The 12,140-nt window shown below is 33.8% G+C and carries 12 protein-coding genes; 8 read left to right on the top strand and 4 right to left on the bottom strand.

Annotated features, from left to right (window positions below; translation table 11 throughout):
- Nucleotides 1-10 precede the first annotated feature (10 nt).
- Nucleotides 11-922 (bottom strand): tRNA (adenosine(37)-N6)-dimethylallyltransferase MiaA, encoded by a 912-nt coding sequence (miaA, locus tag ACFQ39_RS13190; protein WP_377179681.1) that lies wholly within the window; start codon nucleotides 920-922, stop codon nucleotides 11-13.
- A 105-nt stretch (nucleotides 923-1,027) separates the two neighbouring features.
- On the opposite strand from miaA, the gene ACFQ39_RS13185 reads away from it, so the two are divergent.
- Nucleotides 1,028-3,922: a choice-of-anchor D domain-containing protein gene (locus ACFQ39_RS13185; RefSeq protein ID WP_377179679.1), complete on the top strand. Its 2,895-nt coding sequence runs from the start codon at nucleotides 1,028-1,030 to the stop codon at nucleotides 3,920-3,922.
- Between the two features lie 49 nt (nucleotides 3,923-3,971).
- Here the strand turns inward: ACFQ39_RS13185 and ACFQ39_RS13180 are convergent, their stop codons facing one another.
- Nucleotides 3,972-4,391, bottom strand: coding sequence for a nucleoside-diphosphate kinase (locus tag ACFQ39_RS13180; RefSeq protein WP_377179677.1), 420 nt, complete (start codon nucleotides 4,389-4,391; stop codon nucleotides 3,972-3,974).
- A 66-nt stretch (nucleotides 4,392-4,457) separates the two neighbouring features.
- A complete protein-coding gene (locus ACFQ39_RS13175) occupies nucleotides 4,458-5,471 on the bottom strand; it encodes an alkaline phosphatase D family protein (protein ID WP_377179675.1) in 1,014 nt (337 codons plus the stop codon).
- A gap of 85 nt (nucleotides 5,472-5,556) precedes the next feature.
- Between ACFQ39_RS13175 and ACFQ39_RS13170 the strand changes: the two genes are divergently transcribed.
- The 7 genes from ACFQ39_RS13170 to ACFQ39_RS13140 all read left to right on the top strand — a co-directional run bounded on the left by ACFQ39_RS13170 (nucleotide 5,557) and on the right by ACFQ39_RS13140 (nucleotide 10,944).
- Nucleotides 5,557-6,582, top strand: coding sequence for a DHH family phosphoesterase (locus tag ACFQ39_RS13170; RefSeq protein WP_377179673.1), 1,026 nt, complete (start codon nucleotides 5,557-5,559; stop codon nucleotides 6,580-6,582).
- Nucleotides 6,575-7,117 (top strand): gliding motility-associated peptidyl-prolyl isomerase GldI, encoded by a 543-nt coding sequence (gene gldI, locus ACFQ39_RS13165; protein WP_377179671.1) that lies wholly within the window; start codon nucleotides 6,575-6,577, stop codon nucleotides 7,115-7,117. Before ACFQ39_RS13170 ends, gldI begins: the two co-directional genes overlap by 8 nt.
- Nucleotides 7,118-7,121: 4 nt before the next feature.
- Nucleotides 7,122-8,222 (top strand): peptidylprolyl isomerase, encoded by a 1,101-nt coding sequence (locus ACFQ39_RS13160; protein ID WP_377179669.1) that lies wholly within the window; start codon nucleotides 7,122-7,124, stop codon nucleotides 8,220-8,222.
- A gap of 145 nt (nucleotides 8,223-8,367) precedes the next feature.
- Nucleotides 8,368-8,904: an RNA polymerase sigma factor gene (locus ACFQ39_RS13155; protein WP_377179667.1), complete on the top strand. Its 537-nt coding sequence runs from the start codon at nucleotides 8,368-8,370 to the stop codon at nucleotides 8,902-8,904.
- A gap of 2 nt (nucleotides 8,905-8,906) precedes the next feature.
- Entirely contained in the window at nucleotides 8,907-9,431 is a 525-nt protein-coding gene (locus tag ACFQ39_RS13150; RefSeq protein WP_377179665.1) for a hypothetical protein, read from the top strand.
- A complete protein-coding gene (locus ACFQ39_RS13145) occupies nucleotides 9,412-10,251 on the top strand; it encodes a hypothetical protein (protein WP_377179663.1) in 840 nt (279 codons plus the stop codon). The genes ACFQ39_RS13150 and ACFQ39_RS13145 overlap by 20 nt, the downstream gene beginning before the upstream one ends.
- A 111-nt stretch (nucleotides 10,252-10,362) precedes the next feature.
- A complete protein-coding gene (locus ACFQ39_RS13140) occupies nucleotides 10,363-10,944 on the top strand; it encodes a fasciclin domain-containing protein (RefSeq protein ID WP_377179661.1) in 582 nt (193 codons plus the stop codon).
- Nucleotides 10,945-11,058: 114 nt separating this feature from the next.
- Here ACFQ39_RS13140 and trxB read toward each other — a convergent pair whose 3' ends face one another.
- Nucleotides 11,059-12,006: a thioredoxin-disulfide reductase gene (gene trxB / locus ACFQ39_RS13135; protein WP_377179659.1), complete on the bottom strand. Its 948-nt coding sequence runs from the start codon at nucleotides 12,004-12,006 to the stop codon at nucleotides 11,059-11,061.
- Nucleotides 12,007-12,140 lie beyond the last annotated feature (134 nt).

Genomic DNA, 12,140 nt, shown 5'->3' with positions numbered 1-12,140 from the left:
TCTGTAAACGCTAATTTTTTATTTCTTTTTCGATTTGATCAATAATTAAATCTAGTTTGGTTAGATAATCAAACCAGATTGTTTCTTTATCTTTCTTAAACCAGGTATATTGCCTTTTGGCAAATCTGCGGGTGTTCTTTTTGATTTCATCTATGGCAAAATCTAAATTTATTTGCCCATCAAAATATGAAAACAGTTCTTTATAACCTACAGTTTGCAAAGCATTTAATTCTCTGTATGTATATAGTTTTCTCGCTTCTTCTACTAAACCGTTTTCAAACATTTGTTCTACCCTTTGGTTAATTCTATTATAGACGGTTTCTCTCGGAGCAGTCAATCCAACTTTAATGGTATTAAAACCTCTCTGGGTTTTATTGTTAGATAAGAAAGAGGCATAAGGTTTACCGCTAGCTAAACAGACTTCTAATGCCCTTATTAAACGTTGAGGATTATCTAAATCGATTTGATTGTAGCTGACAAGGTCTAGTACTTTTAGCTCATTTTGTAAAGAATGAATGCCTTCTACTTCTAAGCGCTTTTTTAAGTTCTGTCTCATTTTTGGGTCAACTTCAGGAAAGTTATCTAATCCTTTGATTACCGCATCAACATATAGGCCACTGCCGCCAACCATGACCACGGTGGCATGTTTTTTAAATAATTGTTCAAGTTTTTGTAACGCATCTCTTTCAAAATCTCCTACAGAATAATCCTCTTGGATTGATAAGTTCTGAATAAAATGATGAGGTACTGCATTCAGTTCTTCATTTGATGGAACGGCCGTACCGATATTCATTTCTCTAAAAAACTGTCTTGAATCAGCAGAAATTATTTCAGTTTTAAAATGTTTTGCCAACCGGATTGCCATGGCAGTTTTTCCAATAGCCGTAGGACCAATTACTGTTATTAAAGTGCCTTTTTCCATTTGCCCACAAAAATAGTGTTATTTGTAAAAATGAGCTTAGATAAAAACTTTTTTGCCTTAAAATATTCAATCGCTAATTACGTTATTAAACGGTAATCAATTTTTATGAAAACCCTCAGAATTAGTTTAGTATTATTTCTGTTTTTAACCTTCTACCAAAGTTCAATTGGGCAAGAACTTAATTTTTATGAAGAAGATGGTATTTTATTGATTCCGGAAGATGGAACAAACTTTCCAGAACCTGGGGCATACACACATTTTGGAGATGTTCCATTTGGAAGCAGTAAGTCTATAAAAATTGTAGTAAAGGTTGAACAATTTCTGTTGTTTCCATTTATGACACCGCGACTTTATGAATCTTACGATAGCAATGGAAATCCTGCGAATCCTTATACTGAAAATGAGTTTGTCGTATCACAATTAACACCTGTGCCAAATCCTTTATTTGTTTTAGCGGGGTCTGAATTTTCTTTTACCATTACGTTTCAGCCTCAATCAAATGGTGTTAAGGACATTATTGTTGATTTAAAACCATTGCTAACTTCTAATAACAATTTTAACATGAGGGGAGTGGGCTTGGCTTCAGAAATTGAAATTGTTCATTTGGTAAATGGTCAAACGATCATTAATAATAGCCAGCCGTCACAGCAAAATGGCACATATATGGGTACTTTGGGTATCGGAAATTCAAAAACCAATCAATTTTTAATTAAAAATGAAGGGAATTCTACTTTAACAATTAATCAATGGAATTTAACGGGCAGCTCTAATTTTCAATTGATTCATAGTGGTAATAACAACGTAGATCCCGGAGAATCAATAACCTTTGAAGTGAGATATACTCCGAATAATGAGATTACACACAATGCTACTTTAACGCTAGAGGATAATGATCCAGATGAAGGTACTTTTGTGATGAATTTTTCGGGAAAAGGGACCGCAGTTCCAGCAAATTTTGGGAAACTAATGATTACTCAGACCTATGAAAACGGAAATAGCGATTTTGTTGAAGTTAAGAACATTTCAGGTGGAGTGATATCGAATATTTTTTATTTAGCAAGATATAATCGAAATAGAAATACCTCTTCAAATCCAAATGTTGCTATTCAATTGGGAACATTCCAAATCGATGAAGTGAAGTCAATACCTTTTTCTTTTGATAGTGATCAACTAATTGTGATTTCAACATCGAATAACAATACTTGTTATGCCAATCGTATTGATATGGTTGGCGAACAGAATGGAAATTGGGCTCCTGGGAAGTCATTAGTAAAAAGTAACTGTACATCAATAAGTCCGCATTTAGATTTTTCTTTGACCGATTGGCAAGAATTATCATTGTCTGATGTAAATTCAGCAAGAAATGATCAAAATTTGAAACTTGGTATTCATTATAGTGGAGAATCCATATGGAACAATAACTGGATCAATGGTTTTCCAGATAGAACGAGGGTAGTGAGAATCTCCAGTCCGTATAATAATTCAACTCCTTTTAAATCTTGCGACTTAATTATTGATGAGGATTTAAATTTTGATCATAACACCAATCAAAGTATAGAAATATATAGGAATTTAACTGTTTCAAATGGTCAGTTTACCATTGGAGATACAGAATCTTTGATGATGTATAACGATTTTGCTTCAATCTCAGGATCAATTAAAAAAATTGAAAAAACAACAAATTTACAACGCGTTTATGATGCAACTTATTGGTCTTCTCCGGTTCAAAACGCAAATCTGCAATCCGTATTTTCTGGGGTGAACAAGAATAGAATGTTTCAACTAGATCCTTCAAAGAAAAATCAGATCTATTTAAATACGGCATATGAGCATTGGTTTATTGCATCAGGAAATATGAAAGTTGGGAAAGGTTATTCTATTGATGGAAAACAAATTGGAATAAACACTTTTACATTTAATGGAAAACCTAACAACGGTAAAATATCAACACAAATTTTCTTTAATTCAGGAACCGGGGTAGCGAGTAACGATTTTAATTTGGTTGGGAATCCTTATCCATCTGCCATTGATCCAATGAATTTGATTCAGGCTAATTCAAATGTATTCGACGGAGCCATATATTTATGGACACACCAGATAGACGCAGATCAGGGTGGTAATTTTTCTTCCAATGATTATATTGTATACAATTTGGCCGGAAGTCAATACAATTCTGTACCTACACCCTTTTATATCAGTTCAGGACAAGGTTTTATGGTAAATGCCATTAAAACGGACTATTTACAATTTGATAACAGTATGCGGTTAACAGGAAATAATCAATATTTCTATAAAGAAGAGTTGAGCAAAAACGGGTTAGTTGAAAAAGACAGAGTTTGGCTAAAAATTGTTGATCAAAACAAATATAAAAAGGAAATGATGATCGGCTTTTTTGAGGAGGCTACCTCGGGTTATGATTTAGGATATGACGCGAAGCTCTATCCAGGTGCTGGTTTAAAGATATTTTCTTTAGCAGGAGATGACTTGTTATCTATACAAAGTGTAGAAAAAAACTTTGAAAGTAAAGAAATTCGGGTCGGTTTTTCAACTGATGTAGAACAAGATCTATATTTTGGATTGGCAAAGTTAGAAGGAGAATTAAGATCAACAGAAATCTATTTAATAGACCACAAATTAAACGTTGAACACAACCTCAAATTATCGGATTATCATTTTCATCAAATTGAAACGGGTACTATTCTTGATCGTTTTAGTATCAAATTTAATTCCTCAGCGGTACTTCATTTAGACGATAAATTGTCAGATCAAGAATTAATCCGAATTAAACAAAATGTAGGTTTTATAGCTTTGGAAAGCATCTATGCAATAGAGCAGGTTGAGTTATTTGATTTAGGAGGAAGAGAATTAAGTAGGATGGAAGGAAATGAAAAAAACATTCAATTCTCCACAGCATCTTTCAAACCCGGAACTGTCCTTTTGTTAAAGGTTGGTTTCGAGAACGGTCTAAATTTGAGTAAAAAAGTAATTCTTTATCAATAAAAAATCCAATGCACAAGCATTGGATTTTAAAATAAGTTTATCTTTAAAACTAAAACATTTCTCTTCCGGAAAAATGAAAAGCACCTTCAATGGCAGCATTTTCATCACTATCAGAACCATGTACTGCATTTTCACCAATAGAAGCCGCATACAATTTTCTAATAGTTCCTTCCGCTGCATCAGCAGGATTAGTAGCACCAATTAAAGTTCTAAAATCTTCAACAGCATTTTCTTTTTCAAGAATGGCAGCAACGATTGGTCCTCTAGTCATATAGGTAACCAAATCATTAAAAAAAGGTCTTTCCTTATGAATAGCGTAAAAAGTTTCAGCATCTCTGGTTGACATTTGAGTTAGTTTCATGGCAACAATTCTAAATCCAGCAGCATTGATTTTTTCTAATATTGCTCCAATATGCCCTTTTTCTACAGAGTCAGGCTTCAACATGGTAAATGTTCTGTTCGTAGTCATTTTGTAGTTTTTAATTTTTGTGCAAAAATACCTGAAAACTACTTATCTAAGCAAGTAAATTGCTTTTTATTTTGGATAGCTTTGAGAATGCGATTGTAAAAGTTCGTTATTTTCTCCTCGAATTTCCATCAAAACCTCATTTTTATCAAGGTCAAATTGAAGTATACCAAAACTATTTTGAAATACAACTTCACCCAGTCTATAAGGATTTGGTTCACCTGTAAATGAGGTGTATGCATGGGTCATGCCACTTGACGTAAAATCGATTACCGGGTAATTCATCCCTTGAATATTTTTTGCCGAAATCTCAGATATATGACGATCTCCAGATAATAGGATAATATTTTTGGCCTTTGAGCTGCTTAAAAGTAGATCTAATTTTTTAACCTCATCGGGCATATTTCCCCAAGTTTCAAAACCATGTTGGTTAGACCAAACTTGTACACTACTCATAATAACATGAAAATCAGCATTCGAGTTATTCAATTCATTTGCTAACCATTCCCATTGTTTTTCTCCAAGCATAGTGCCACCTTTAGCGGGAACATATCTTTTTTTTTGATCACTCGACTTTTTAAGATCGGATCGGAAGTACCTCGTATCCAAAATAATAACCTTGATTATTTTATCTTGAACGAGATATTGTTCTGAAAAATAAATGCCTTTTTGTGCTCTACGCTGATCGTTATCGGGCACCTCTAAAAAATCTAAAAACAATTCTTGGGACTGATCTTTCATGGGATAATTTAAGCCACCATCATTTTGCCCATAATCGTGATCATCCCAAGTACCTAGAATTTCGTATTTCTTGCGAAACATTTTGTAGGACTCATTTTGCAAGAGTATGTCGTAATTTTTAGCCATGATTTCCGGGCTATCGGTATCAGAATAAATCACATCTCCTCCCCAAATAAAAATATTGGGTTGATGTTTGTCAATTTCATTCCATAAATTATTAACTAAAAATTGGTTGTTGCAAGATCCAAAGGCAATGATGAAATCAAAAATTTTGTTTTTTTGCGATGTACAAGATGTTACAGAAATTAGTAAAATAATGGCGAAATAATTTTTCAAAGACATGCTACAATATTTTCAGGTGGAGTAAAATTACATAAAACGATGAGTTTTTAAATGAAATTTTATTTTTATTGTATATTCGCAACCTATGCATGAAAAGCAAATTGAAGAAGTAAAAAAATTGCTCGCAGACTCGCGAAACATAGCTATTGTTTCGCATAGAAACCCGGACGGTGATGCCTATGGTTCTTGTCTTGCTTTATCTCATTTACTAAAAAAATTAGGTCATCATACAACAGTTGTATCTCCAAATGATTGTCCCAATTTTTTAAAATGGATGCCTGGGCAAAATCAGATTGTGATTTTTGAAGAACAGACAGAAATTGCAAAAGAAATTCTACAAAAAGCAGATATAGTTTTTACACTAGATTTTAACGCGCTTAATAGAGTTGGCCCGGATATGGAAAAGGTTTTGTCGGATATAGATCCTGTTTATATCATGATAGATCATCACCAAGATCCAGATCAATATGCCAAATATAGTTATGTAGATCCAAATATTTGTTCTACAAGTCAATTGATTTATCAATGGACGATTCAGATGGGGTGGAAAAACTATCTAGATAAGGATATATCCACATGTATTTATACCGGAATTCTTACAGATACAGGATCATTCAGATTTTCTAATACTAACGGAGATACCCATAGAATTGTTGGTGATTTATTGGATTTGGGCGTTGAACATACGCAAGTATATAGAGAAATTCATGAAAATTCTATCAGCCGATTAAAGCTTCTGGGAAAAGCGCTTAAAAATATGGTATATCTAAAAGAATACCGAACCGCTTTTATCACATTAAAAAATTACGAATTAAAACAATGCAACTATCAAAAAGGAGATACAGAGGGTTTTGTGAATTATGCATTGTCACTCACTAATGTTGTGTTAGCAGCCATTTTCATCGAAGATAAACAACAAAATATTATCAAGATTTCTTTTCGTTCAACAGGAGATTTTAATGTAAACGAATTAGCACGAGATCATTTTAACGGAGGTGGTCACATCAATGCCGCAGGAGGAAGAAGTGATGTCAATTTAAAAGATACTGTCGATAATTTTATTGCCATTTTACCAGAATATAAAGATTCATTATTAGCCTGCCATGAATAGGATTGTCATATTACTTTTTAGTGTATTGTTACTCTTTTCTTGCAATAAGGCCGAGCCAAGAAAACCGGTTATTCGCAAGACAAGTACTTTTATGAAAGAATCAATTGAAAGAAATCAAAAGATCAATCAGTTAGAAGAGGAAATTCTACGACTAAAGCTGCAAAAAGACAGCGTCAACAATTATATAACTTCTGATTTTGGTTTTTGGTATTTCTATAATCAAAAGGATAGTTTAACCGCAAGTCTACCAGAGACCGGAGATGAAGTATTGTTTACCTATGAAGTAAAAAGAATAAATGATTCTATTGTGTTTAATGAAAGCCAGATTGGAGATCAGTCTTATATCGTAGATAAACAAGAACTTATTACAGGTTTACAGGACGGAATTAAACTGATGAAAGAAGGTGAAACGGTTACTTTTCTATTTCCATCTCATAAGGCTTATGGTTATAGTGGGGCAGAAGGTATAAATCCGAATGAACCTCTTATCTACAAAGTAAAACTCAAAAAAATTATTAAGAATAAAAGTGATTAGATTTATGAAAAACGTGCTAAGATTAAGTTTTTTAATGTTGGTTGTTATACTTTCATCTTGTAAAACAGCTAAATATCCGGATTTATCGGATGGATTATACGCAGATGTTCAAACAAGTAAGGGAGATATTTTATTGTATTTGGAATATGTCAATACACCCATAACTGTGGCCAATTTCGTTTCATTGGCAGAAGGAACCAACCCTTTTGTAGCAGAAGAATTTAAAGGAAAACCATTTTACAACGGATTAATTTTTCACAGAGTAGTACCTGATTTTATTTTGCAAGGCGGCGACCCAAGAGGTAACGGAACTGGCGATCCGGGTTATAGATTTGAGGATGAATTTCCTGTTGATGACGAGGGTAATATTTTATTGTCTCATGATAGGGCTGGTGTTTTATCTATGGCAAACGGAGGGCCAGATTCTAACGGGAGCCAGTTTTTTATTACATTTAAAGAGGCCCAATTTTTAGACGGAAGACACTCAGTTTTCGGCCATGTAGTAGTTGGGCAGGATGTTGTAGATACAATTCAAAAAAATGATGTAATCGAGAAAGTTGAAATTATTCGAGTTGGAAAGGAGGCAGAAAATTTTGATGCGGCAAAAGAATTTGAAGATTATTTCTCGGGCGTAATTGAGAAAAAGAAAGAAGAAGAGGCAGCAAAAGAAAGGGTAAAAGCTGAATTACTCAACTTAGTTAAAGAAAAAGAAGCAACCGCTGTTGTGATGCCCTCGGGTTTAAAAATTATAAAAATTAAAGAAGGTTCGGATAAAAAACCTACTGTTGGCAGCAAAGTAAATGTTTTTTACGCAGGATATTTCCAGACAGGAGATCTTTTTGATTCCAACAATCGTGAAATTGCTAAGAAAAATGGCAAATACGATAAGCGCAGAGATGATATGCAAGGATATGAACCTTTTCCTATGGACTATAGTCCGGATGCCAGATTAATAGCTGGGTTTAGAGAAGGCTTGTTACAGATGAACTATGGCGATAAAGTGTTGCTATTGATTCCTTCTCATTTGGGATATGGAGAGCAGGGCTCAGGAAGTGCAATTCCGCCCAATGCAGATTTAATTTTTGAATTAGAAATTCTAGAGTAATTTAAGAAAATATAGTTGATAAAAGGAGGAGAATTTATTTCCTCCTTTTTTTGTTTCTATAGTTTGTATCTTTTAAAAAGTTAAAAATTTCTAAAAGTGCAACACACTTTATTCTTCATCGTATTTATAAGAGAACAGACAAAAAATGAGTGAAGCGGCAGAAATCAATTTGCTGGTAGAAAAATGCAAGAAAAACGATCGAAGGTCTCAATTGCAATTGTACGATCAATATTGCTCGGCAATGTATCATATTGCTGCGAGGTATTTACCCGAGGGGGCTGCAGCTCAAGATGCCATGCAAGATGGTTTTATTAAAGCTTTTACGCATATAGAAAGTTTCAACAATCAAGCCTCATTTGGAGCTTGGTTAAAAAGAATTATTGTAAATACTTGTTTGGATGTTTTGAAGGCAAAAAAAATAGATGAAATACCGATTGAAAATGTCAGTTTAACACTAATAGACCAGGACGATTGGCAAGTGCCAGATGAAACTACCTATAAGAAAGTAATTCGAGCGATCGATGAATTGCCGCAAAGTTATAAGCATGTGGTTAAGCTATATTTACTAGAGGGTTATGATCATTCCGAAATATCTGAAATTTTAATGATATCAGAAGTGAATTCCAGAACCAAACTAGCTAGAGGTAAAGAAAAATTACTGAAATTATTAAAAGAAAATTAACTATGGATGTAAGGGAAATTATTAGAAACAATAGCGAAAATAGAGTTTTACCCGAAAATCATAAAATTGAATTTGAAGGTAAACTTGATCGTGCATTTCATCGTAAAAGGGTCTTCAAACCCTTTTTGGTTGCAGCATCTGTTGTACTCATATTTAGTTTAGGCCTCTATCAATTCTCATCGAGAACTGAATTTAAAAAGGGGCAAGAAAACAATAAATTTGTTTCTGTCGGCGATTTTTCACCAGAATTAAAAAAAATTGAGAATTACTATATCACTGCCATCAATTTTCAACTCGCCAATTTAGATGTTGATGAGGAAGGTAAAGAAATATTGAGCAAATACTTGGTGAAACTAAATGAACTGACCCAAGATTACAAACGATTATCTCAAAAGTTACAAAAAGACCAAGTTGATGAGACTTTGATCAATGCGCTAATAGATAACCTCCAAATACGTTTGACCCTTATGTTAGAATTAAAAAATGAACTTTATAAATTGAAATCAAATGAAAGTAAAACAGCATAATTTAGTCGTATTGATATTTATTTTTCTAATCAATTCAATCACAGCCCAACAATCGAAAATTAATTTACCTATTCAGAATTACAGTGTTAAAAATAATGCTGAAATAAATTTAAAAGCTGTAAATCAAGAAATACAAATAGAACGCTGGAACCAAAACAAGGTGGAAATTGAAGGCGTGGTAGCTGGTGGACCTTTTTCAAATGAAGAAGAAGATAAAATAATGAAAGGTTGGGATATCCATGTGAGTAAAACGGGAAATAATATTGAAATTGAGTCGAAGCACAATTCTAAACATGAATTTGCCTTTGCTCCTGGCGATGAATGGGCGATTATGTCAGAACAATTTGTGATGTTACCGGAAATGATAGATGAATTGGTGATGCCTATGATACCTGAAATGACGGATATGTTTGAAGATTTTGATTTTCAATTTGATTTCGATTCTGATACTATTTTCTTTGATTTTGAAAAATTTCAAAATGACAAAGCGTACATGAAAGAGTGGCAAGAAAAAAATAAGGAAAAGTTTAAAAAAATAGAGAAATCGTTGAAGGAGAATGAGGAGTTTTTGAGAAAACAAGAGGAACTTCAAAGAAAAATAGAAGAGCAACATAGAGATGTGATCAAGGCACATGAAAAAAGAATAGAAAAAGAAATGGCGCAAAGAGAGCTAGAATTAGAAGAAAGAGATCGTGAAATTAAAAGAATTATTGAAAAAAGAAATAAAATGCCAAAAGCGAATTATACGTTGAAAATAAGAATTCCTAAAAATGCAAAATTGGAAATGGACGTTACGAATTGCAAAATTATTTCAGAATAGACCAATGGGTTTCAATCTAAGTGTTTAATAAATTTAACAAAAGATTAAACAAAAATAATATTTTGGAAGGAATAGGTGGTGTATCTTTGTATAAATTTAAAACCTATTCTTATGAAAACCAAGCATTTTATCTTATCATTAGCCTTATCGTTGGGTCTTGTCACTTCATCATTTGCGCACGAAAACCCAATCAAGGTTAGTCAAAAGTCAGAGCGTAGTACGCTCGATCCTTCAAAATCAGAAGTTCCACCTAACATTGTTGGTGTAGCAATTGGTAATGATAACTTTACCACACTTGTTGCAGCTGTGAAGGCCGCTGGATTAGTTGAAACATTGAGCGGGAACGGACCATTTACAGTATTTGCTCCAGTAAATAGTGCCTTTGCGAAGCTTCCTGCCGGTACAGTAGAGTATTTATTGAAACCAGAAAATAAGGCAGCTTTGACATCTATCCTTACTTACCATGTGGTAGCCGGCAAGTTTGATGCTGCTCAGGTTGTTAAAGCGATTAATGATAATAACGGAAAATTTGTCATTAAAACGGTGAATGGAGATTCATTAACGGCCTCACTGAATGATGGGAAAGTACATCTGATGGATACAAAAGGAAACCATTCTACTGTAGTCATTGCGGATGTTGATGCCTCAAACGGTATTATTCATGCTATTGATACTGTAGTAATGCCAAATTAACATTTTGAGGGGTGTTGATTTGAAGAAAACCGTTGTTGACCAACGGTTTTTTTTATAAGAGAAAGCCCGGTTGTACCGGGCTTTACTAATTATAATAATTAATATCGTCCACAATTAGATCAAAGAACCAAGATATCTTTCAGCATCTAATGCAGCCATACATCCAGTACCTGCAGCGGTAACAGCTTGTCTATATTCCTTATCTTGAACATCTCCACAAGCGAAAATACCAGGTAAATTAGTCTTTGTTGTCTTTCCTTTTGTAATTAAGTATCCAACGTCATCCATTTCTAAAACACCTTTAAAGATGTCGGTATTTGGTTTATGTCCGATAGCAATAAAGACACCGGTTACTGGAATTTCAGATTTTTCATTCGTAATATTATTGAAAACACGTACACCTTCAACAACATTTTCGCCTAAAACTTCATCAATTTCTGTATTAAATTTCACTTCAATGTTTGGCGTATTGTTTACACGGTGCTGCATCGCTTTTGATGCACGCATGTAATCTTTCCGCACTAAAACAGTAACTTTCTTACATATATTGGCAAGGTAGGTCGCTTCTTCTGCAGCAGTATCTCCGGCCCCAACCACAACTACATCTTGACCTTTGTAGAAAAAACCATCGCAAGTAGCACAAGCACTTACGCCTCCTCCAATCAGCTTTTGCTCACTCGGAATATTGAGATATTTTGCAGTAGCACCAGTAGATATAATGACTGTTTTTGCTTCGATAACCTTAGATCCATCTACTGTCACTTTGTGCATTCCGCCAACTTTCTTATTAAATTCTACCCCGGTCACAACGCCAAATCTAACTTCTGTATCAAATCTTTCTGCTTGTTTTTTGAGATCTTCCATTAAAGCATTACCATCAACTCCATCGGGGTAACCGGGAAAATTATCTACTTCGGTAGTGGTTGTGAGCTGACCGCCCATTTGCATCCCTGTATACATAACGGGTTTCATATCTGCTCTAGCTGCGTAAATTGCAGCTGTATAACCCGCAGGTCCAGAACCTATGATAAGACATTTAATTTGTTCTATTTCATTACTCATTATAAGACATTTTTATTGCGGTAAAATTAGCCAAATATGTTTTTTTAATCTACCAAATTGCATCTTTTTTCTCAATTAATTGATAACTAAAATTGATTCAAATTGAAAAATAGTGACTTGATTTGTAGTATTTT

It is taken from the genome of Namhaeicola litoreus, from assembly GCF_042679565.1.
Classification (GTDB): Bacteria; Bacteroidota; Bacteroidia; order Flavobacteriales; family Flavobacteriaceae; genus Namhaeicola; species Namhaeicola litoreus.
Note: the sequence above shows the minus strand (reverse complement) of the source record. Positions and strands in the feature narration are given on the sequence as shown.

Excerpts from the sequence above, each read along its gene's own strand:
- ACFQ39_RS13185 (WP_377179679.1), top strand. The coding sequence starts at position 1,028 with ATGAAAACCCTCAGAATTAGTTTAGTATTATTTCTGTTTTTAACCTTC.
- ACFQ39_RS13160 (WP_377179669.1), top strand. The coding sequence starts at position 7,122 with ATGAAAAACGTGCTAAGATTAAGTTTTTTAATGTTGGTTGTTATACTT.
- gldI (WP_377179671.1), top strand. The coding sequence starts at position 6,575 with ATGAATAGGATTGTCATATTACTTTTTAGTGTATTGTTACTCTTTTCT.
- ACFQ39_RS13170 (WP_377179673.1), top strand. The coding sequence starts at position 5,557 with ATGCATGAAAAGCAAATTGAAGAAGTAAAAAAATTGCTCGCAGACTCG.
- ACFQ39_RS13180 (WP_377179677.1), bottom strand. The coding sequence starts at position 4,391 with ATGACTACGAACAGAACATTTACCATGTTGAAGCCTGACTCTGTAGAA.
- ACFQ39_RS13175 (WP_377179675.1), bottom strand. The coding sequence starts at position 5,471 with ATGTCTTTGAAAAATTATTTCGCCATTATTTTACTAATTTCTGTAACA.
- miaA (WP_377179681.1), bottom strand. The coding sequence starts at position 922 with ATGGAAAAAGGCACTTTAATAACAGTAATTGGTCCTACGGCTATTGGA.
- ACFQ39_RS13155 (WP_377179667.1), top strand. The coding sequence starts at position 8,368 with ATGAGTGAAGCGGCAGAAATCAATTTGCTGGTAGAAAAATGCAAGAAA.
- ACFQ39_RS13140 (WP_377179661.1), top strand. The coding sequence starts at position 10,363 with ATGAAAACCAAGCATTTTATCTTATCATTAGCCTTATCGTTGGGTCTT.
- ACFQ39_RS13150 (WP_377179665.1), top strand. The coding sequence starts at position 8,907 with ATGGATGTAAGGGAAATTATTAGAAACAATAGCGAAAATAGAGTTTTA.
- trxB (WP_377179659.1), bottom strand. The coding sequence starts at position 12,006 with ATGAGTAATGAAATAGAACAAATTAAATGTCTTATCATAGGTTCTGGA.
- ACFQ39_RS13145 (WP_377179663.1), top strand. The coding sequence starts at position 9,412 with ATGAAAGTAAAACAGCATAATTTAGTCGTATTGATATTTATTTTTCTA.